This window comes from Mariniphaga sp., from assembly GCF_041687215.1.
Lineage (GTDB): Bacteria > Bacteroidota > Bacteroidia > Bacteroidales > Prolixibacteraceae > Mariniphaga.
In genome coordinates, this window is sequence record NZ_JAWLCI010000041.1 from 22622 (window position 1) to 45325 (window position 22704).

Here is a 22704-nt window from a genome sequence, read left to right on the forward strand (position 1 = left end):
ATAGGCAAATTCGTTTTAAGTTCAACAGTTGTATTTAGTTATTTTAATGAAACAGTTACCAAATCTGATTCAATTTTATAATTGAATGGTACCAGTCGTTTTATTACGTCAAAATGCTGGTCCAGGGGTTTATGCCGGCGCAGCGTTCCGGTAATCCGTTCATCCTTCAAATCTTTTTCAGGATAATCAATTTTTACATCCCACCAGCGCTCAATAATTTTGAATACTTTACAAACCGATTCGTTATTAAATTCGTAAAAGCCATCTTTCCAGGTAGTATAAACTTCCAGGTCAGTTTCTCCAATGCGTATTTCGGCAGTTCGGGTATTAAAACTCGATTGCTGACCAGGGTATAAATCTTTGATAAAATTTCCTGTAATAATTTTTACTCTTCCTTCTTCGAGTGTGGTTTCTATAATATTACTTTCAGGGTATTCACTAATGTTAAATCGGGTACCGGTTACTTTAACTATATGATCCTGTGTTTTTACAAGAAAGGGTTCTTCTTCGTTGGCGGTTACTTCAAAAAAAGCTTCGCCGCTTAATTCAACTTCACGATTTTCGGCATTAAAACCAGATGGAAAAGAAAGCTTGGATCCTGAATTTAACCAAACGTGGGTACCGTCGGCAAGAAATATTTCTTTTAGCTGACCATTAAATGATTCAACCTGCTTCATTTCAATTTGCTTATTGGCAAAAACTCCGGATGAAACCAAAGAATGCCCAAGCCAACCGGCGCCAAGAGAAAGAATCACAATGGCTGCAGTTCTAAGGACTTCCTTCAGGCGATTTACCTTTTTATTTTGTTGTATGATTTTATCCTGCAACTCAAACCAGTGATTAAATTCTGCTTCATTTAATTTTTGGGTTCCCAACCGTGAGGCTTCCCAAAAGTCTTTTTCTTGGAAAAGTGTTTTGCGGTTTTCAGGGTTTTCTTTTACCCAGAGGTAAAGAATTTTATCTTCATCGGGAGTACTTTTCCCTTGCAGGAAGTTATGAATTATTGGTTCAATATTTGGCATGTTTATGCTTTCCATTTTTAATAAGAGTATTTTGGAAAGCAATTACCCTACCTCTTCAGAAAAAAATTATAAAATATTCTGAAAGAGGATTGCAAGGAAAACGGTAATTAAATCCTGAAACTCTTCCCTAAACAATTTCAATGCTTTTGAAATGTGCTTTTCAACGGCTTTTAATGAAATGTCATATTTATCCGCAATGTCCTTATTAGAAAGCCCGTTAAACCGGCTTTCGTTAAATACTTGGCTGCATTTAGGCGGCAATTGTTCCAACACATTTTTAATTCTGTCTTTCACTTCAAATTCAAGGATACTTTTTTCGGAGTGAATAAAAAAACTCAATTCCTCTTCTTTTAATTTCTGTTTGAAAGTATTCTGATTGTCAGATTTTTTCGATTCTTCCTTTAAATATTTGTAGCACCTGTTTTTCACAACGGTAAAAAACCACGATGAAAAGGAAGAGTTAATTTCTGTTCTATTACGGTTCATCCAAAGTTCCAGAAAACAATCCTGAACCAAATCTTTTGCAATATCTTCTTCCACAAATTTGCAGGCAAACAGAAACAAACGCTGATAATAATAATAGAACAGCCGACGAAATGCAGCGGTATCGCCTTCCCTCAATTTTAGGATTAAGGTTTTATCAGTTAATTGTTCCATAAGGGCACAAAAATGAGAAATTATTTTTTCCCTGCAAGTTAAACTATTTTTGTATGAAAGGTAAAAACATCAAAGTTTTGTTTATAATCTCCTGATTTTAATATCTTTAAAATAAACTTTATCGTTATGGTCAGTCAGCAAAATATGCCCGCTTTCCAGTTCGCCGTAATTCACATCATTTTTGAATTTGGTTTCTGCTTTTCGTTTAAGAAAATTCTTGCTGCCGCGTTTGTATTTCACTACCCTCACTCCATTCAGCCAGTGCTCCACGCTGCCGTTTTTGGCCACAATGCGCCCGGTATTCCACTGACCCGGCGGATTCAGTTTTTTGTTTTCGGGTGCATAAAGCAGATAGGCAGAAGCTGTTGAGCTTAATCCATTGGGATCGTCTTTCACATGAGTATTATTGTAATCATCAATAATTTGATATTCCGGGCCGTTTATTGTTTCTTTTCCGGTTTCCTGATTCACAATAGTTCCCACAAAATATTTGATTCCGCTGTTGGCTCCTTCTGTCAGGTTAAATTGAAAAACCAGTTCAAAATCGCTGTATTTTTCTTTGGTAATGATATCACCACCACCTTTTTCCGCCAGAAATAACTGGCCATTTTCAATTTTCCAACCCTTTTCAGGAAAACCAGGTTCCGATTTTCCTTTCCATTTTTCAACACTTTTTCCGTCGAATAAAACTACCCAATCATCTTTCTGATTTTTGAGATTTCTCTTCTCGTCTTGTTTCTCAACAGGGTTAGCAGAGGTTAGCGATAAAAAGATAAGTGCAAACAATAAACTTAAACTGCTCTTCATAATTTTAAACTTTTTTGGGTAAAACATACGGTTTCCGGTATTCTTTGGTTAGCATCGAATTGGCTTCCGGGTCGTTCAATACAGTAAAAGTTTCCGGATTGATATCCAGCGTTCTTCCCAGTCGGTAAGAAATATTGGCTAGGTGAATGAGGGCGCACGAATAAAATCCTTCTTCGATGGGAGCTGTCAGCATGTTAGGATCGTTTGCCCGGATGGCATCGGTAAAATTCTGGTAATGGTTCCCCAATCCTTTACCCGATTCGCCGGGTTCGCGTCCTTTTCCCATAAATGTTTGCCAGCCATCTACTTCTTTCAACATGTAACCTTTTGAACCGTAAAAAATATTCCCCACCACATTAACTGAACTTGTCATGTAAGTATTGGTTAACGGCGCTCCTGAACCCAAATGGTTTCCTTCGGGATTTGTCATCCAGTGCCTCACTTCAAACTGCATGATTTTCTTTTTGTCTCCACCACCTTCCGGATTGGGAAATTCAAACATGGCCATTTGCACATTGGGCGTTTGCTGGTCGTCGTCGAACATCATGTGACCGCCAATTGAGCTAACCCGGGTCGGGATTTTCACCCCAAGTCCCCAGCGAGCCACATCCATTTCGTGAACTCCCTGGTTTCCCATGTCGCCGTTACCGTAATCCCAGTGCCAGTGCCAATTGTAATGAAAACGGTTGCGGTTGAACGGCCTGTTGGGCGCCGGGCCCAGCCACAAATCGTAATCCACCATATCCATATAACTTTTTGTGAAAGGGCCAATCCACGATTTACTGTCCACCGTACTGGCATATTTTTCATTTTCCTGCATGTAGCCATCGGGATATTTCCCAATAGAATCGCGCCATTTGTAACAAATGCCTTTGGCCAGGTAAACTTCTCCCAGTTTCCCGTCGCGCATAAATTGCATGGCAGACTGCGCCCCGGGATTGCTCCGCTGTTCGGCGCCATCCTGAACCACCACATTGTATTTTTTAGCCGCTTCAATCAGTTTTTGGCCTTCTTCGATGGTGTGACACGAAGGTTTTTCAATACTGGCATGTTTCCCGGCCTGAATGGCCCAGATTCCGGCCAGTGCATGCCAGTGATTGGGTGTTACAATGGAAACCGCATCAACCGATTTGTCTTCAAAAAGCTTTCGCATATCCCGGTAAAGTTTCGGTTCACGCAAGTCTTTATCTGAGAAATGTTTTTTCACCCGTTCTGCAAACAGGTTTTCATCTACATCGCACAAGGCGGTAACTTCCACATTTTTCAGTTTTTGGTATTCCTGAATGTGCGACTGCCCCATTCCGCGAATGCCAATTACTGCCACATTTACGCGGTCGTTGGCGCCCTTCCAGTTTGAGTTGGAAAAAATTAATGGCGCAGTTCCCAATGCCAGTGTGCCTTTGGCTGACTTCTGAATAAATTCTCTTCGTTCCATAGTTGGTTGAATATTTAATTTGACTTGAATTTTAATGCAAAATCATTGGCCAGTTTATCAATTTCCTCTGCCGGCAAATGTTCTCCTGTGGCAATAATTACCCGGTATCTGAAGGTTGCGGATTGTCCCGGAGAAATGGAAAAATTCAGGGAATCTTTATCGTTTGTAAAATCTTTAACGCCCAGTGGATTGGCAGCAAAAAGCCCGTATGTTCGTGCATGCCAGTAGGTGGGGTAATTTGGATTTTCCGGATGATCGCAAATCACCAGTGAGATTTTTTCATCTTCAATATTTCCAAAAAGGTGCATCCATCGGGCGCTTGTTCCCCAAACCTCTTCACCGCCAATTCCTTCACTGCTGGAATAATTCCCGGTAATGCCAATATTCAGTGTATCTTTTATCCGGGAAGTAGTGCCATCTTCATTGTACAATACCACATTCCCACCAACAGGCAATTCCAGTTGCCGGGCTACCCTGATGCCGAACATTCCTTCTTTTGTGTCGGGCATATTCACTACTTTTTGTCCGGCTGTTAAAATAGTCTTTCGGTCGATAATCCGAATGTTTTCCTTTGCAATAAAATGGAATTCAGTCACTTCTTTCAATAATACAACACCTGATGTATCCACCCAGCTTTCAGTGGTTATAAAAAAACCTTCGCCGGTTCCTTCAGTTATTTTTTCCGTTTTCAGATGTTTTATCACTCCACCGTTCTGATTCCGGGTTCCCAATCCTTTCGAACCGTTCCCCCAAAAATCCAGGCCGTTTACATTTCCGTAAGTCAGCCACATGCCAATCTGGTGCGGATGGTCAGCGCGTTCTCCAGCTTTTGGTTTCAAAGGAAAACCGCGGGTTATTTCAGTGCCTTCAGAAGTTAAAATCGGGTAAAACACCGGCTTGGTCACATTTTCTGGCCATTGAAACGTGGTAAACAATTGCCCATCAATTAACACGACTATTTTTTTGACGGCATTATTTTCAATAAAAGTTACTTTTGAAGTTCCTTCCTGATTTCCTTTACCGGAACTGCAGGTAACAGTTGCGACCGCTGCGAAAATTAATACCAAATAATTCAGCTTTTTCATATTTTTCAATTTTTAGTTGAGCTAATATTTTCCATTTTTCTGAAGAGTTTTCCACATGGCTAAATATTTACCGACGACACTTCGCCCTGAATTTTATGCAGCTCGTAAAATACAAAACCACCGCACGGTACAAGTGTCTCAATATTTCTGTGTACACCATCTTTTACTTCCTGAACTGTTCCCGAAGGTAACACTTTTTGAGTATCCACTTACCCGCCCCGGAAAACAAAATCACGTCCAGAATCCTTTTTAAGTTGAAAAGCTTCCATAACGGCTGCATTAATGTAAACCGGATTTAAAATTCTGTCTCTTGAGTTCATGAAATTTATTTTTCTAAAGATACCGGTTTCATTTTGGGCGAAATCAGATGAATGACCAGCAAGCCGGTTAAATAACCAAAAGCGGCGATAACAAACGGAAAAACGTAACCATCGACACCCGATTCGTTGAGCACCCAGCCAATTAACAGAGCGGTTCCCATTCCTCCAAATGAACTTACTGTTGTAGAAAATCCGATAACTGAGCCCACAATTTTTTTGGGAAACAAATCGGAAGCCACCGTAAAAATATTGGCCGACCAGGAATTGTGGGCAGCAGCAGCCAAAGCAATCAATCCTACGCATACCGGCAGCGAATCGATGAATGGGACAAGCATAACAGGAAGCACCAGCAAAGCGGTTCCCAACATGGTAATTTTTCGGGAAAAGTTGGTTGATTTTCCTTTTTTCAGGAGAAATGAAGAAATAGCACCGCCAGCCATTCCTCCGCCCCAGGCAACTACATAAATAATTACCAACGGCAGTGCCAAACCTTTTAATTCTACTCCAAAACGGGCATTTAAAAACTTCGCACCCCAGAAAAGATAAAAATACCACACGGGGTCGGCAAATAGTTTACCCAATGCCACAACCCAGGTCTGACGATATTTTACAAGTCTTTTCCATGGAACTTTCACGTTTTCCAAATCACCATTGTCACTGTCGATATATTCCCTTTCAGAGGAATTGACAAAACGGCTTTCCTGTGGCGATTTAAAAAAAATCAGCCACAAAACCATCCAGATTCCGCTTAAAACCAATGACAAAACAAAAACATATTGCCACGAAACAAAATAATAGAGCACTACCGGAATGAGCAAAGGAGCAATCACCTGTCCGATGTTGGAGCCACCATTAAAAACACCGGTTGCATAAGCCCGCTCCTTTTGCGGAAACCACTCAGCCACAGTTTTTATACTTGCAGGGAAATTAGCAGATTGCCCGATTCCCAACCCAAGCCGGGCAATGGCAAACCCCAGCCAGCTCCTGGCAGCAGCATGAGACAAACTTGCCAGTGCCCAAACAACCACTGCAAGCGAAAAACCCCAACGGGTTCCAAGCCTGTCGATAACATAACCAATAAACAGCGGCCCAATGGCATAGGTAAGTTGAAATGCAAAAACCACGTAACCATATTCCTGTTCGCTCCAGCCAATTTCCTCTGTAATAAAAGGTGCCAGAATTCCCAAAATTACCCGGTCGAAATAAACAATGGTAGTGGAATAAAAAAGCAGGGCAACGATTACCCAGCGGAAGTTGGTTTTTTGATTCGATTTCGGCATAGTTTTTCTCAATATTCCTCAAGTTTATGGATTATTGGATTTTAAAACAAGAATGTACGTTTATTTAAAATGGTTTTAAACAAGTTTCCAAAATAACAAGTAAAACCGGATGGTTTAAGATTGATTTTGGGGGAAAAATTATTCGGTATGTTCATTTCATTTAAAAAGTTACTTTTGCTTTTCAATTTCGTAAAAAAGAAAAATTCAGACTGAAATAAAAACCGAAAAATGGCAGATGCATCGCAGGATTTAAATACCAACTGGCGCAAAGTTGCTTCATCAATTTACCGAAAACCACGCGATTCCAAAATTTATGGATCGGTGGATATTGATGTGACAGAATTGGAAAAATTTGTTGCAAAAAAACGCAAAGAAGGGGTAAAAACAACGCTTACCCATTTAATGACACTCATTATTGGCCGGGCTTTTCGCGATGAAGTTCCGGAACTGAATGCCTACATCAAACGCGGGAAAGTGGTTAAGCGCGAAAATATTGATGCCATGGTGAGCGTACTGCTGAAAGACGATGAAATGGGTTCGGTAAAAATTCCCAATATTGATAAACTAAATGTTGCAGAACTTTCGGACACTATTGCAGAAAAAATAAAAAACTCACGTGCCGGAAATGAAAACAGCGCCATGCAGTCGAAACACATGCTTTCATCCATTCCGTGGCCATTCCGTACCTGGCTTTTTAATTTGTACAAACTGGTAACCATCGACTGGGGACTTTCATTGCCGGGAGTAAATCTTTCGTCTGACAGTTTTGGTTCTTACGTTATTTCAAATATAGGCACATTGGGACTTGATACAGGCTACGGTGCACTTCTTCCCTCCTCAAATGTTTCTATAGTGCTTATTATAGGGAAAGTATATAAAAAGCCGGTGGTAATTAATGATGAAATTGTGATTCGTAAAATATTAATTCTTTCGGCCACATTAGATCACCGCGTGGTTGACGGTTCGCATGGAGGAAAGTTATTCAGGTACATTCGGAAACTGGCAAAAAAACCAGAACTGCTTGATGAAAAACCGGAATAAGAATAAATCCAACTAAAAAATATTCTTAAACATATAACCTAAAATTTTCCGTGTACGTGCACGAAAATATAAAAAATTTCTTTAGCTTTGTATTTCAATACATTAAAACAATTCATTAATCTGTTAAATTTTAGAACATTATAGAAACAAATAAACAAATACGAATTAAAGACATTGCCGAAAAAGCAAAAGTTTCTATTGGTACGGTTGACCGGGTATTGCACAACCGCGGTGAAGTGGCGGAATCAACCAAAAAGAAAATTTTAGCCATTGTTAAAGAACTGGACTACCAGCCCAATATTCTGGCCAGTACGCTTGCTTCAAAAAAATCGGCATTGTTTGCAACACTTTTTCCCGAACCACCTTCGCCCGACGGTTACTGGACAAGACCTGCAATAGGAGTAAAAAAACGTGTTACCGAACTTCGTCAATACGGAATTCAGGTGCAGCCATATACTTTCAGCCAAACCGAACCAAAAAGTTTTTCTGAAAATGCGAATAAAATACTGGAATTAAAACCAGACGGCGTTGTGTTTGCACCATTCTATAAAAAGGAATCGAACGCATTTATTCAGAAATTAAAAGAACTGGACATCCCGTTTGTGTTTATTGATTCAGAAATAAAAAACGCAGGACAACTGGGATACATCGGACAAAATTCGTATCAGAGCGGCCTGGTTTCAGGAAAATTGCTCGATTTGATTCTACCAGAGGGAAATGTACTGATAATTCACTTTGCCAAAGAAATGGACAACCAGAACCATCTGGTGCAGAGGGAAAAAGGATTTTACGATTGGTATTCGAAAAACAAAAGAACCATCCACCAACTTTTTACTACTGAGGTGCCAGATACGTTTGAAGAAAAATGGATGGAAAGAGTCGAAAAAATTATCCGGGATAAAAATATCAAAGGAATTTTTGTAACCAATTCAAAAGTATATAATGTAGGCAGGCTTATTGAAAAATATAAACTTTTCGAATTAAAGGTGATTGGGCATGATTTGCTTAAAGAAAATGTGACGTTCCTGAAAAAGGACATTGTTCATTTTTTAATTTGCCAGAGGCCGGAAGAACAGGGATACAACGCCATCAATAAAATATTCAGGTACGTGGTTCAGAAAAGAGCCACGGCCAGGGAAAACTATACCTCTATAGATATCGTAACAAAAGAAAACGTGGACTATTACAAAGAATTTAAAAAAGAAATATGATGAAGCCAATGTCGTTTGAAGATTTAAATGGAAAAGTTTGTGTAATTACCGGCGGTGCCGGAGTTCTGGGAAGCGCTATGGTGCGTGCCATGGCATCAGTGGGAATAAAAGTCGCAATTGCCGACATAAACAAAGAAGTTGCCGATAAAGTAGCCGAAGAAATTTCGGCAGAAACCGGCACACAGGTTATTGGTGTTGCAGCCAACGTTCTCGATAAGGCATCGCTGGAACAGGCCAAAGCCGAGATCAATCAGCAACTTGGCGAAATAGACATTCTTGTAAACGGTGCCGGTGGAAACAGTCCGCAGGCCACCACCAAAGTGGAACAAATGCTGGAAACCGATCTGGGCAACCTGGCCGACACATTTTACGGTTTGCAAATGGAGGGCTTCGATAAAGTTTTTGCACTGAATTTTAAAGGAACCGTTCTCCCCACTATGGTTTTCACGCAGGATATGCTCAAAAATCAAAAAGGGGTTGTACTAAATATTTCTTCCATGAATTCGTACAAACCGCTTACAAAAATCCCTGCTTATTCAGCAGCTAAATCAGCCGTTAATAATTTTACCGAATGGCTTTCTGTTCATCTGGCAAAAGTTGGCATTAGGGTAAATGCTATTGCGCCCGGATTTTTTATTACCCACCAAAACCGTTTCCTGGTCATGGATGAGAAAACCGGAAACTTTTCTCCGCGCGGACAGAAAATTGTGGACAACACCCCCATGGGTAAATTTGGAGAACCCGAAGATTTACAAGGCGCAACACTTTTTCTTCTTTCCGACATTTCGAGTTTTATTACCGGCATTGTAATTCCGGTTGACGGCGGGTACAGCGCTTTTGGAGGAGTATAAATAAAAGTCTCCCCTAACCCCTCCGAAGGAGGGGAATCCAGAAATGGTCAATCTATTTGGGGTAATAAACCTGCAACTCGAAACCTGAAACTTGGAACTTTGAACTTTGAACTCGAAACTTTAAACTCTTATATTATGAAACGAAGAGACTTTTTATCCACAACAGCCGGCGCTGCAGCAGGAGCTTCCCTTCTTTCCAGTCCGGTTGGAGCTGCAGTTGCCAGCCAAAAGAAAAAAAGAGTAGCCATGGTTGGAACCGGAGTCAGGGGAATTGGATTCTGGGGAAAACGGGTTGTTGACAATTACAACGACATCGTAGATTTTGTCGGACTTTGCGACATCAATCCCGGAAGACTTGAACTGGCCAAATCCCACATGGGAGTGAATTGCCCGGTATTTTCCGATTTCGACAAAATGATGACTGAAACCAAACCGGAATTGGTGATTGTAACTACGATGGATTCCAATCATCATGAATTCATTATTAAAGGTATGGAATTGGGTGCCGATGTACTCACCGAAAAACCCATGACCACCGACGAAGTGAAATGCCAGGCCATTCTGGATGCGGAAAAACGGACCGGTAAAAAATGTACAGTAGGTTTTAATTATCGTTACGGAACACTTTTTACAGCCATCAAGGAACAACTGGCGAAAAAACCCTATGGTGATATTACATCGGTTGATTTTCACTGGTATCTCAATACATATCATGGAGCCTCCTATTTCAGACGTTGGCACGGAGAACGCGATAAAGGCGGAACACTTTGGGTGCACAAAGCCACGCATCATTTCGATTTATTGAACTGGTTTATTGATTCCGACCCGGTTGAAGTGACTGCTTATGGTGCTTTGGAGCACTACGGAAAAAACAATAAGTTCAGGGGAGCCAACTGCCGCAATTGCGCTTATACCGACAAATGCGACTTTTTCTGGGACATTACAAAAAGCCAGCACGATATGAATTTGTACGTTAAAAATGAAAAGTACGACGGATACATTCGCGACAATTGCCTTTGGAGAGAAGAAATCGATATTTACGATAAAATGTCGGCACAAATTAAATACGCCAACAATACAATTGTAAATTACTCGCTTACAACCTATTCACCTTACGAAGGCTGGCGTATTGCATTTAACGGACGAGACGGCCGTATCGAATCGTGGGAAGACATTCCGTGGCGCAGGCAGGTAAAAATCAACCAGGCACAACTCCACGCTGCCGAAATGAATCAGGCAGGTGGTGATGAAGTTCGCTATGATGAAATTTTTATGATGAAAAACTTCGACCGGGATTATGAAATCCTGAAAATTGAAGCAGCCCGTGGCGGACACGGTGGCGGCGACTCGCGCTTACAAGACAAAATTTTCCGCGACCCAAACATGGCCGATCCATACAAACATTCGGCAGGTACACGCGACGGAGCCATGTCGTGCCTTATTGGTGTGGCTGCACGTAAATCAATTGAAGAACAACGTCCGGTAAAAATTGAAGAATTGACAGACATTAAACCTCACCCAACCAGGGGAGCATAAAATATAAACGGGGGAATTCACATTATTTCCCCTTTTTAAAAATATTAACCGTGAACGCAAACGAATTTAGTGAAACTTTAAAAAACAGAATAACATGAGTTTAGAATTAAAAAAAGACGCCAAATACGCTATGCTGGTTCCCACAAGTATGGGAATCCGGATTATTCCTGATAACGGTCAACCGGTTCATGCCAGCGACAAATTTACCATGTACGCCACCAGTGCCGAAACCAATGTGGCCAGCATCTCTTCGTATCTGGGATTACCGGTAAAAGTTTTAACCACTTTTGTGAAAGGCAGTCCCATTGCGCAGTTCATCAAAAGCAACCTCAAAGGCCGTCACATGGATTATGAAGGACCGGAAGTGGACCAGGGCGATCCGTGGGGGTACCGCCACCAGATTAACATTGCCGACAGCGGTTACGGTTTGCGCGGACCACGAGTGTTTAACGACCGTGCAGGCGAGGTAGGTAGAACTCTGAATGCAAAAGATTTCGACCTCGAACGGATTTTCGGTGAAGAAGGCGTTCAAATTGTTCACCTTTCCGGATTAATTGCTGCGCTGTCTCCCGATACTACTCAATTCTGCTTGGAAGTGGCACGGGCAGCCAAAAAACACGGTACAAAAATTTCATTCGACTTAAATCATCGGGCTTCGTTTTGGAAAGGTCGGGAAAAAGAGTTGCGGGAAAACTTCACAGAAATTGCTTCAGTTTCCGATATCCTTATTGGCAACGAAGAAGACTTCCAGCTTTGCTTTGGAATTGAAGGTCCGCCGGCAGGTGGCGAGGGCATCAAAGCAAAAATCGACGGTTTTAAAGGATTGATAGAACGCGTGAAGGAATCTTTCCCCAATGCTTCTGTTTTTGCCACAACCCTGCGTGAAGTAATTAGTGTGAATGAGCATCTTTGGGGCGCTATTCTGCTTGAAGGCGAAAACTGGCAGGTGATTGAACCGCGTCCGATTGTTGTGCTCGACCGCATTGGCGGCGGCGACGGTTTTGTGGGCGGAATGCTTTATGGAATCCTCAAAGGTTGGGAACCGGAAAAATGGCCGCAGTTTGGCTGGGCTACCGGCGCTATGGCCACTACATTCCTCACAGACTATGCCCAACCCACCGATGAAGATATGGTTTGGAGCATCTGGAAAGGAAATGCGAGAGTGAAGAGGTAAAAGCCCCTCCCAGCCTCCCCAAAAGGGAGGAATAAAATCAGCCCCAGACTTCAGTTTGGGGTTTACAATGGAATTTTTTAATACCGGGCTTTAGCCCTTAAAAAACTGAGAGAATGATTTATTTCGAGAACGGTTCAAAAAACACCAGCCTTTCGGCAGACGACCTGAAACAGGGTTTGTTTGAAGCATTGGAGAAAATGGGTGAGAAGAAAAAAGTATTGGCTGTTCCGCCGGACTATACCCGGTTACCGTCCCGTTCAGGTGAACTCACCGAATTTGTCTGGCAGTATTACGGCGAAAAACTCACTGATATTTTGCCGGCATTGGGAACGCACACACCCATGACCGATGTTCAAATCAGCCACATGTTTGGCAAAACACCCCGAAACCTGTTTCGAGACCATGACTGGCGCAACGATGTGATTACGCTGGGTACTGTTCCATCTGAGTTTGTGAAGGATGTTTCCGGTGGGGCGGTGGATTATGACTGGCCTGCTCAGGTAAACAAACTGCTGGTGGAAGGTGGATTCGACCTCATTCTTTCCATCGGGCAGGTAGTACCGCACGAAGTGGTGGGAATGGCCAACTACAACAAAAACATTTTTGTGGGAACGGGCGGTTCCGAAGGCATTAACAAAAGCCACTTTATTGGCGCGGCTTACGGAATGGAAAAGATGATGGGCCGGGCTGATACCCCGGTACGAAAAATTTTCAATTACGCATCGGAACATTTTTCTGCGCATTTGCCAATTGTATATGTTCAAACTGTTGTAGGACTGAACAAGGAAGGCAAACTGCAAACATACGGACTGTTTATCGGTGACGATTTTAGTGTTTTCGATAAAGCCGCAAAATTGTCATTGCTGGTGAATTTCGAAATGGTGGAAAAACCATTGAAAAAAGTGATTGTCTGGCTCGACCCCACCGAATTCAAAAGTACCTGGCTGGGCAACAAAAGTGTGTACCGCACCCGCATGGCATTGGCCGACGGGGGCGAACTCATCGTTCTGGCACCGGCACTGGTGGAATTTGGCGAGGACAAGCAGATTGACAAGCTCATCCGGAAATACGGCTATTTCGGAACACCACATACCCTAAAAATGGTAGAAGAAAATGAAGATCTGCGCGCAAATCTTGGAGCTGCGGCACACCTCATTCATGGCTCTTCCGAAGGCAGGTTCAGCATCACTTATTGCCCGGGCAAAGGCGAAAAAAACCTCACCCGGCAGGAAATAGAAAGTGTAGGATTTCAGTATGCCGATATCGATGAAGTAACAGCAAAATACAATCCGGCAAAACTGAAAGACGGCTTTAATACCATGCCCGACGGAGAAGAAATTTTTTATATCTCCAATCCGGCAATTGGATTGTGGGCTTATAAAGACAGGTTTGAGTATTAAAAAGCCCCTCCTAACCTCCCCAAAGGGGAGGAATTAAAGAAACCCGACATTTATTAGAAGGATTAAAAAAATAACACTAAAATGAATGAGTTCAACGCGGGCAATAAGCCCAATTTCTCCCCCCTGGGGGAGTCAGAGGGGGCCGTTATTCGTTGGGGAATAATTGGAGTTGGAAATGTGACCGAAATGAAAAGCGGTCCGGCGTTTTACAAAACCGAAAACTCGGAACTGGTTGCCGTTATGCGTCGAAATGCTGAAAAGGCAGCAGACTATGCCAAACGCCATAACGTATCAAAATGGTATTCCAATGCTTCTGAATTAATCAACGATCCGGAGGTGGATGCCGTTTATGTGGCTACTCCACCCGATTCGCATGTCCGGTTTGCTATTGAAGTGATGCGTGCAGGAAAACCAGTTTATGTGGAAAAGCCCATGGCAAAAAATTATGCCGAATGCCTTGAAATGCTGAAAGTGTCGGAAGAAACCGGAATGCCGCTTTTTGTGGCTTATTACCGAAGGGCTCTTCCAGCATTTTTGAAAGTTAAGGAAATGATTGAAACCGGTGCCATTGGAAAGCCTCTGGTGGTCAACATTAAACTGCATAAACCGCCACGAACACCCGACCTAAAAAAGGAAGAACAGAGCTGGCATGTTCACCCTGATATAAGCGGTGGAGGCTATTTTTTCGATTTGGCTTCGCACCAGTTCGATTACCTCGATTTTCTGTTCGGTCCGATAACAGAAGTCTCCGGGGTTGCCACCAACATGGCCGGTCTCTATCCTGCTGAAGATACAGTGGTAGGAACCTGGAAACACGAATCGGGAGTAATAGGTTCAGGAAGCTGGTCTTTTGTGGCCGACAAGTCAACAGAAACCGATGAAATTGTGATTACTGGCGACAAAGGCGAAATTGTTTTACCTTGTTTCACCCACGAAAACGTAAAATTTACATCGTATGAAGGGGTAATTGAAATGGGATTCGAAAATCCGGAACATATCCAGCAAAATTTGGTCAGGCAGGTGGTAGATGACCTGCGTGGAGAGGGTAAATGTGTGAGTACCGGAGCTTCTGCTGCGAGGACGAGTTGGGTGCTGGGTGAGATGGTAAAAAGTTATTATCCTAAGAAAACCACATAGGCACATAGGACACAGTAGAATTAAAAAAAGATGATAACACAAAAACAAATAAACGAATTAACATACAAAATCATCGGATATGCCATTGAAGTTCATAAAGAGCTGGGACCGGGATTATTGGAAAGCGTTTATGAAAAGTGCCTTGCCCATCTTTTACAATTGAACGGACATGACGTTAAACGTCAGCAAATTGTTCCCATCGAATTCAGAGGCTTATATCTGGATGCTGATTTGCGGTACGACCTTCTTGTTGATGATTTAATTATTGTGGAACTTGAAACTGTTGATGCATTTCATCCGGTACATGAAGCCAAATTACTCACCTACCTGAATTTACTAAAAAAGCCAAAAGGAATTCTAATCAATTTTAATTGCACCAATATTTTCAAAGAAGGACAAAAAACGTTAGTAACAGAGTATTTCAGAAATTTATCAAAAGAATAACTTATGTGCCCTATGTGCCTATTGTGGTTTGTACTGGAATACCACATAGGCACATAGGGCACAGTAGAAAGGAAAACATGAAAATCGTAATCGACGATAAAATACCATACATCCGCGGGGCATTTGAACCGTTTGCTGAAGTGGTTTACCTGCCGGGAAACAAAACCACTCCCGACGTGGTGAAGGATGCCGATGCTATTGTAACCCGTACACGCACAAAATGTAACCGGGAGTTGCTCGAGGGTTCCAAAGTAAAATTTATTACCACGGCAACCATTGGATACGATCACATCGATACCGAATATTGCAAACAGGCCGGCATTGAATGGACCAACGCTCCGGGCTGCAATGCCGAAAGCGTAAACCAGTACATTGCCTCAGCGTTGTTTTCGTATTCCATGAAAAACCGGTTCGATTTGAAAGACAAAACCATCGGGATTGTAGGCGTGGGGCATGTGGGTTCAAAAGTGGCCCGGCTTTGTGAAACCATTGGGATGAAGGTTTTACTGAATGACCCGCCCCGTGAACGTTTTGAAGGACCGGAACAATTTGTTTCGCTGGAAACGATTCAAAAAGAAGCGGATATCATCACTTTTCATGTTCCGTTAAATTTGAAAGGTGAAGATGCAACTTTTCACTTGGTGGATGAAACATTCCTTCAAAACCTGAATAAAAAACCGTTGCTCATCAACTCCTGCCGGGGTGAAGTGTTTGACTCAGCAGCTATCAAAAACGCACTGAAAACCGGAGCAGTTTCAGGTTTTATTGCCGATTGCTGGGAAAACGAACCCGAAATTGATCTGGAATTGCTGGAACTAGTCGACTACGGAACGCCGCACATTGCAGGTTATTCCAAAGACGGGAAAGCCAACGGTACCAAGATGAGTGTGCAGGCCATCAGCCGGTTTTTCAATCTTGGCATCGACAACTGGGAACCTGAGAACGTGGAACTACCCGAAAAAACAACCATTGAAATCGACGGCAACCAGCGACGTGAATATTCCATTCTGGCTGAGGCCGTTCTTTCAACTTACGACATTGAAACCGATGACGAAGCGCTTCGGGAAAACCCGCATCTGTTTGAAAAACTGCGTGGCGATTATCCTGTACGCAGGGAATTCGGTTCCTATACGATAAAAGCAAAAAATATTGAAAATGAAACTTTGGAGAAACTAATAAGATTTGGATTTAAGATTAAACCACAATAGACACATAGGAAACAATAGGCTCTTATGTGCCCTATGTGCCTATGTGGTTCAAAAAATTAACATCAACAATTAAAATAATAAAAATGAAAAAGTTAGCAGACATTGGCCTCATTGGCCTCGCCGTGATGGGCGAAAACCTGGTATTGAACATGGAAAGTAAAGGTTACACTGTAGCAGTGTTTAACCGGACGGTAGAAAAAGTGGATAAATTTATGGAAGGCCGCGGCGCCGGTAAAAACTTCATTGGCGCCCGCTCCATTGAAGAACTGGTTGCTTCGCTCGAAAAACCGCGCAAAGTTATGATGCTGGTAAAAGCCGGAAAACCGGTGGACGATTTCATAGATTTGGTGATGCCGCATCTCGAACCGGGCGACATTATTATTGATGGCGGAAACTCACACTTTCCCGACACCATTCGTCGTGCGAAATATGTGGAAAGCAAAGGCTTCCTCTATATTGGGACCGGCGTTTCGGGTGGTGAAGAAGGCGCGTTAAAAGGCCCGTCAATCATGCCAGGTGGCTCACCGGATGCATGGCCGCATGTGAAGGAAATTTTCCAGGATATTGCAGCCAAAGTGGAAAACGGTGAAGCTTGCTGCGACTGGGTAGGCGAAGGTGGTGCAGGCCACTTCGTAAAAATGGTGCACAACGGCATCGAGTATGGAGACATGCAGATTATTACCGAAGCTTACCAGTTGATGAAAGACCTGCTGGGTATGAGCAACGATGAAATGCACGAGGTGTTCAAAAAATGGAACGAGGAAGAACTTGACAGCTACCTCATTGAAATTACCCGCGACATTCTGGGTTACAAAGATGTAAATGGCGAAGAAACAGTGGATTTCATTCTGGACACCGCCGGTCAAAAAGGAACCGGTAAATGGACCGGCATTTCGGCACTCGACCTGGGAATTCCGCTAACGCTTATCGGCGAATCGGTTTTTTCACGTTGTCTTTCAGCGCAAAAAGATTTGCGTGTACAGGCTTCAAAAGTAATTAACGGACCGAAACCGAAATTTGAAGGCGACCGTAAACAATTTCTCGACGACCTGAAAATGGCACTTTACGGAGCAAAAATCATCTCCTACGCGCAGGGTTATAACCTGATGATGGAAGCTGCCAAAGAATACGGCTGGAACCTGAATTACGGCGGCATCGCCCTGATGTGGCGAGGTGGCTGTATTATCCGTTCAGTATTTCTGGCTGATATTAAAAAAGCTTTCGAAAAAAATCCCGAGTTGCCCAACTTGCTGCTTGACACATTCTTCAAAGAAAAAGTGGAAAATGCACAGGAAGGCTGGCGCAGGGTAAGTGCAACGGCGCTGTCGAACGGAATTCCTGTTCCTGCAATTACTTCAGCGCTTTGCTATTTCGACGGATTCCGCACCGAGCGTCTGCCCGCCAATCTTCTGCAGGCACAACGCGACTATTTCGGCGCACACACTTACGAACGTACTGACAAACCGCGCGGCGAATTCTTCCACACCAACTGGACCGGCCGTGGCGGCGATACCGCTTCATCTACGTACAACGTGTAATAACAATTTTAATGATACACACAAAACGGGAAGGGCAATTGCTTTTCCCGTTTTTTATTCCCCACCCCAAAAATTGTATCTGAAATCATTGTGTGTTTCATGAAAATACATTAGGTTTGTATTACAAACTTGTTTTGTAAATTAAACTAAAGAAATAATGAATGCAACAATTAGAAACGAAGAGTATCTGGATGAAAATCAGTCACTGAAAGTAATCCGGGAAATGATTCAGGTTTCCAGAAATAAATTAAATAATGACGGAATTCTGTTCATCGTGTGGGGATGGATTTTTTTCATCAACTATCTCTTTTTGAATTACCTCCCTGGCAAAATTTTATTATCGCATCAATTGATGGAGATGATTCGCAGTTTAAAAGTAATTCTGCCTGTTTTCGGGCTTATTTTCACCCTTTATTATATTCTGAAACAACGCAAAAAAGCACAAACCTATATCGGCATTTCGTTACGGTATGTCTGGATTTCTTTATTTGCCAGTATGGTGTTGGTAAATCTGATTCAGATGAATGTTCTGCACAGTATAAATTTTGAACTGCAGCATCCCATTTTTATGGTGTTAATTGCTTTTACCGTAACGGTTACCGGAGGTATTTTGCGCTACAGACTTATTATAGCCGGAGGAATAACTTTTGGACTACTGGCGCTGGCAGCATCTTATTTCGAATTGCAAACCCAGTTGCTGTTTGAAGCCATTGCCTGGCTGATTGCATTTGTATTTCCCGGTCATCTACTTTATGCAAAAAGAAATAAAAAATGACATTCAAAGATTTGGACACTTTGCTTCATTCGCAGGTTCGGCTGGCAATTATGACTGTTTTGGTTACGGTTGAATCAGCTGAATTTTCATTTTTACTGGAAAGCATCAACACCTCCAAAGGGAACCTGAGTTTTCAGCTAAAAAAACTGAGCGAAGCAAATTATATTCAGATAAAAAAATCATTCAGGGGAAGTTATCCGCTTACAACCTGTAAAATAACCGAAACAGGACTGGCTGCTTATGAAACCTATGTGAATTCGATAGATGAGTATTTCAGCGCGTTTAAAAAAGATAAAACTTAATCCTCAATACCTTTCTTTCCTGACAAATGTATTTTTCAATCCCTAACCGAATTTGTATATTCGGCCTTCAAAATTTCTTGACTTAATATTTTATTTATGCAAAAAATAAAACAACTTATTTCAGCCTTTTTCCTCATTACAGGAATGGCTTTTTCTTCTGAAGCAGCCACAAATTCGCGGCTCATGCGATTCCCCGACATTAACGGAAACCTCGTTGCATTTGTGTACGCAGGTGATATCTGGACAGTTAGTTTCAATGGCGGAGATGCAAAGCGACTGACATCACACGAAGGAATGGAACTGTTCCCGAAAATTTCGCCCGACGGCAAATGGATTGCCTTTTCGGGGGAATATGCCGGAAACCGCCAGGTGTTTGTCATTCCGTCGGAAGGCGGAGTTCCCAAACAACTGACCTGGTACAATTCAGTGGGTGTTATGCCGCCCCGCGGTGGATGGGACAACGTGGTGCTAGGCTGGACTCCTGACAGTAAAAACATCCTGTTTCGCTCCAACCGCACCGAGTTCGGCGACCGCAACGGAAAATATTTCACAGTAAGCATTGATGGAGGTTTTGAAAAACCTTTACCCATTATTAACGGTGGAATGGCAACTTTTTCACCCGATGCAAAAAAAATCTGCTTTACCCCGGTTGACCGCGAATTCCGTACCTGGAAACGTTACAAAGGCGGTCGCGCAACCGATTTGTGGATTTACGACCTCGAAAAAAACAGCTCGGAACAAATTACCGACTTTGCAGGCAGCGACCAGTGGCCGGTTTGGTATGGCGATAAAATATTTTTTGCTTCCGACCGCGATTTGAAACTGAACATTTACAGTTACAATACACAAACCAAAGCAACGGAACAAATCACGCACTTTACTGAAATGGATGTGTTGTGGCCTTCGGGACAAAACGGACAACTGGTTTTTGAAAACGACTGTTACCTTTACAAACTTAACCTGCAAACCGGTGAATCAGAAAAAATTACGGTAAATATTCATTTCGACAATCCGAATCTGGTTTCGTACTTTAAAAATGTCAAAGACCATGTTCACAGTTATACCATCTCCCCCACCGGCAAACGGGCGTTGTTTGATGCACGCGGAGATATATTTTCGGTTCCGGCTGAAAACGGCTCCATCGAGAACCTGACCCAAACGCAGGGTGTACGGGAAATTTACCCCAGCTGGTCGCCCAACGGAAAATTCATTGCTTATTACTCTGATGCCTCCGGCGAATACGAAATTTACCTGCTGGAAAATAAAAAAGGCGCTGAACCGATTCAACTCACCTCCGGCTCTTCGGCCTGGAAATACAGCAATGACTGGTCGCCCGACAGCAAATACTTGTTATATTTCGACCGCACCCTGAAATTAAAACTGGTTGATGTGGATTCCAAAAAAGAAATCATCATTGACAAAGCTGAAGATTCTGAAATAAGGGATTATTCGTTTTCACCCGATTCCAAATGGATTACCTACTCCAAAGAATCTTCCAACGGACAACCGGCAGTATGGGTGTACAACATACCTGAAGCAAGGTCTTACCAACTTACAGACCACACATTCAGAGACTATTCACCGGTCTTTTCTGCCGATGGAAACTATATTTTCTTTCTCTCCAATCGCGATTTCAACCTCAATTTTTCAAACTTTGAATTCAACTATGTTTACGACAATGCCACGCGCATTTATGCCATGATTTTAAAAGCCGACGGCCCGGAACTGTTCAAGGATAAAAACGATGTGGAACCGGTGAAAGAAGGGAATTCAGAAGAAAAGAAAAACGGAAACGGAAACGGAAACGACAAAAACACCGACAAAAAAGATGCTGAAGTTTCAGCAAAAATTGATATTGAAGGAATTACCAACAGAATAGTGGCTTTACCGCCAAAAGCAGGCAGTTATCGCAACCTGATTCCGGTGGAAGGCGGATTGCTTTACCTCAGTGGCGGGAAGCTGGAAATGTATGACATCTCAAAAGAAAAGAGCGAGGAAATCATGGACAAGGTTTCGCAGGTTCAGGTTTCGGCTGACAAAAAAATGATGTTATACCGTTCCGGAAGCGATTATGGAATTACCGCCATCAAACCGGGAGCCAAGCCGGGCGATGGCAAACTAAATCTCGATAATCTGGAAATGAAAATTGATCCGGAAAAAGAATGGGCACAAATATTTAAAGACGGCTGGCGCATTTTTAGGGACTATTTTTATGTGGACAATCTGCACGGCGTTGACTGGGAAGTGATTAAAAATAATTATAGCGAATGGGTTCCTTACTTGGGTCACCGGGCAGATCTCGATCACATTCTGAATGAAATGGTTTCGGAAGCAAATGCTGGTCATGCATACGTAAACTGGGGCGATTTTGAAAATGTAAAACGAATTGACGGCGGACTTTTGGGTGCCCGGTTTGAACCCGATGCCAAAGCAAAAAAAATCAGAATTGCAGAAATTTACGACAGTGAAAACTGGAACGAATCGCGCCGCTCGCCGTTAACCATGCCGGGAGTGGATGTAAAGGAAGGCGATTACCTGCTTTCGGTTAACGGAAAAGAAATTCCAATTGATGAAAATCCGTATCTCTACCTGGAAAATTTGGCCGGAAAACGCACGGAAATTATCGTTTCGGCAAATACAGATGGAAGCAATCCGCGCACTTCGGTAATTGAACCGGTTAAAAGCGAGTTGGAACTGATGTACCTTACCTGGGTAAATCAACGGCGCGAGTTGGTGGAAAAACTCTCCAACGGACGGATTGGTTACATCCATGTGCCCAACACGGCAGTTGAAGGCAACCGAGAACTGCACCGCGGTTTGTATGCTTATCACGACAAGGAAGCGCTGATTATTGACGAACGGTACAACGGTGGTGGTTTTATCCCCGATGTAATGGCCGACCTGCTCGACCGCAAAACGCTAAGCTACTGGCAACGCGCCGGATTGAATCCCATGCGTACTCCCGGCGTTGCCCACGACGGGCCAAAGGTGATGCTCATCAACGGATATTCTTCTTCCGGTGGCGATGCATTCCCTTACTATTTCAAGAAAAAAGGATTGGGAACGCTCATCGGCACACGCACCTGGGGCGGACTCATTGGCATTTCGGGCAATGCTTCGCTGGTTGATGGTGGCAGCATTTCGGTTCCACGTTTTGGCGTTTACGACGAAAACGAGGAATGGATTATTGAAGGAATTGGCGTTTATCCCGATATAGAAGTGGTTGACCGCCCCGAACAACTGGCCAAAGGTAAGGACCCGATGATTGAAAAAGCGGTGGAAGTATTACTGAAACAACTGGAAGAAAATCCGGTGAAAAAAATAAATAAACCGAAGTCGCCTGACCGTTCAGGGTGGATAGAAATTAACATCGATTGATTAAAAATGGGTGCAGTTCTCATATTACGCAGTTAATTTTGTATAATACCTTTCAGAAAATTCATTCCAAAATCCTTTCCACCTGTTGGATTTTACGACTGTT

At 42.7% G+C, this 22704-nt stretch carries 20 protein-coding genes; 13 read left to right on the forward strand and 7 right to left on the reverse strand.

The window, feature by feature from the left end:
* Nucleotides 1-38: 38 nt before the first annotated feature.
* The 7 genes from ACESMA_RS14085 to ACESMA_RS14115 all read right to left on the reverse strand — a co-directional run bounded on the left by ACESMA_RS14085 (nucleotide 39) and on the right by ACESMA_RS14115 (nucleotide 6606).
* A complete protein-coding gene (locus ACESMA_RS14085) occupies nucleotides 39-1037 on the reverse strand; it encodes a FecR family protein (protein ID WP_372949484.1) in 999 nt (332 codons plus the stop codon).
* Nucleotides 1038-1088: 51 nt separating this feature from the next.
* The gene (locus ACESMA_RS14090; RefSeq protein ID WP_372949485.1) at nucleotides 1089-1679 is read right to left on the reverse strand and encodes an RNA polymerase sigma-70 factor; all 591 of its coding nucleotides are present in this window, start codon (nucleotides 1677-1679) and stop codon (nucleotides 1089-1091) included.
* An 81-nt stretch (nucleotides 1680-1760) separates the two neighbouring features.
* On the reverse strand, nucleotides 1761-2486 hold the full coding sequence (locus ACESMA_RS14095; RefSeq protein ID WP_372949486.1) for a DUF1080 domain-containing protein: 726 nt from the start codon (nucleotides 2484-2486) through the stop codon (nucleotides 1761-1763).
* 4 nt (nucleotides 2487-2490) lie between these two features.
* Entirely contained in the window at nucleotides 2491-3921 is a 1431-nt protein-coding gene (locus ACESMA_RS14100; RefSeq protein ID WP_372949487.1) for a Gfo/Idh/MocA family protein, read from the reverse strand.
* Between the two features lie 14 nt (nucleotides 3922-3935).
* Nucleotides 3936-5006: a PmoA family protein gene (locus tag ACESMA_RS14105; protein WP_372949488.1), complete on the reverse strand. Its 1071-nt coding sequence runs from the start codon at nucleotides 5004-5006 to the stop codon at nucleotides 3936-3938.
* Nucleotides 5007-5065: 59 nt separating this feature from the next.
* Nucleotides 5066-5200 (reverse strand): hypothetical protein, encoded by a 135-nt coding sequence (locus ACESMA_RS14110; RefSeq protein WP_372949489.1) that lies wholly within the window; start codon nucleotides 5198-5200, stop codon nucleotides 5066-5068.
* Between the two features lie 131 nt (nucleotides 5201-5331).
* Nucleotides 5332-6606, reverse strand: a complete 1275-nt coding sequence (locus tag ACESMA_RS14115) for an MFS transporter (protein WP_372949490.1) — start codon at nucleotides 6604-6606, stop codon at nucleotides 5332-5334.
* Between the two features lie 228 nt (nucleotides 6607-6834).
* On the opposite strand from ACESMA_RS14115, the gene ACESMA_RS14120 reads away from it, so the two are divergent.
* The 13 genes from ACESMA_RS14120 (at nucleotide 6835) to ACESMA_RS14180 (ending at nucleotide 22601) form a co-directional block, all read left to right on the forward strand.
* Nucleotides 6835-7647: a 2-oxo acid dehydrogenase subunit E2 gene (locus ACESMA_RS14120; protein ID WP_372949491.1), complete on the forward strand. Its 813-nt coding sequence runs from the start codon at nucleotides 6835-6837 to the stop codon at nucleotides 7645-7647.
* Between the two features lie 173 nt (nucleotides 7648-7820).
* Nucleotides 7821-8858: a substrate-binding domain-containing protein gene (locus ACESMA_RS14125; protein ID WP_372949503.1), complete on the forward strand. Its 1038-nt coding sequence runs from the start codon at nucleotides 7821-7823 to the stop codon at nucleotides 8856-8858.
* Nucleotides 8855-9709: an SDR family oxidoreductase gene (locus ACESMA_RS14130; protein ID WP_372949492.1), complete on the forward strand. Its 855-nt coding sequence runs from the start codon at nucleotides 8855-8857 to the stop codon at nucleotides 9707-9709. Before ACESMA_RS14125 ends, ACESMA_RS14130 begins: the two co-directional genes overlap by 4 nt.
* Before the next feature lie 135 nt (nucleotides 9710-9844).
* Nucleotides 9845-11245, forward strand: a complete 1401-nt coding sequence (locus ACESMA_RS14135; RefSeq protein ID WP_372949493.1) for a Gfo/Idh/MocA family protein — start codon at nucleotides 9845-9847, stop codon at nucleotides 11243-11245.
* 94 nt (nucleotides 11246-11339) lie between these two features.
* The gene (locus tag ACESMA_RS14140; protein ID WP_372949494.1) at nucleotides 11340-12419 is read left to right on the forward strand and encodes a sugar kinase; all 1080 of its coding nucleotides are present in this window, start codon (nucleotides 11340-11342) and stop codon (nucleotides 12417-12419) included.
* Nucleotides 12420-12532: 113 nt separating this feature from the next.
* Entirely contained in the window at nucleotides 12533-13819 is a 1287-nt protein-coding gene (locus ACESMA_RS14145) for a lactate racemase domain-containing protein (RefSeq protein ID WP_372949495.1), read from the forward strand.
* Between the two features lie 81 nt (nucleotides 13820-13900).
* Nucleotides 13901-14956 (forward strand): Gfo/Idh/MocA family protein, encoded by a 1056-nt coding sequence (locus ACESMA_RS14150; RefSeq protein ID WP_372949496.1) that lies wholly within the window; start codon nucleotides 13901-13903, stop codon nucleotides 14954-14956.
* A 30-nt stretch (nucleotides 14957-14986) separates the two neighbouring features.
* Nucleotides 14987-15400 carry a GxxExxY protein gene (locus ACESMA_RS14155; RefSeq protein ID WP_372949497.1) on the forward strand — a complete coding sequence of 138 codons (414 nt, stop codon included), beginning with the start codon at nucleotides 14987-14989 and terminating at the stop codon, nucleotides 15398-15400.
* A 77-nt stretch (nucleotides 15401-15477) separates the two neighbouring features.
* Nucleotides 15478-16608, forward strand: coding sequence for a 4-phosphoerythronate dehydrogenase PdxB (gene pdxB / locus ACESMA_RS14160; protein WP_372949498.1), 1131 nt, complete (start codon nucleotides 15478-15480; stop codon nucleotides 16606-16608).
* An 83-nt stretch (nucleotides 16609-16691) separates the two neighbouring features.
* On the forward strand, nucleotides 16692-18146 hold the full coding sequence (gene gnd / locus ACESMA_RS14165; protein WP_372949499.1) for a decarboxylating NADP(+)-dependent phosphogluconate dehydrogenase: 1455 nt from the start codon (nucleotides 16692-16694) through the stop codon (nucleotides 18144-18146).
* Between the two features lie 157 nt (nucleotides 18147-18303).
* Complete coding sequence (locus ACESMA_RS14170; protein WP_372949500.1) at nucleotides 18304-18921, forward strand: hypothetical protein; 618 nt, start codon at nucleotides 18304-18306, stop codon at nucleotides 18919-18921.
* A complete protein-coding gene (locus ACESMA_RS14175; protein ID WP_372949501.1) occupies nucleotides 18918-19223 on the forward strand; it encodes a winged helix-turn-helix domain-containing protein in 306 nt (101 codons plus the stop codon). The genes ACESMA_RS14170 and ACESMA_RS14175 overlap by 4 nt, the downstream gene beginning before the upstream one ends.
* A gap of 96 nt (nucleotides 19224-19319) precedes the next feature.
* Complete coding sequence (locus ACESMA_RS14180; protein WP_372949502.1) at nucleotides 19320-22601, forward strand: S41 family peptidase; 3282 nt, start codon at nucleotides 19320-19322, stop codon at nucleotides 22599-22601.
* Nucleotides 22602-22704 lie beyond the last annotated feature (103 nt).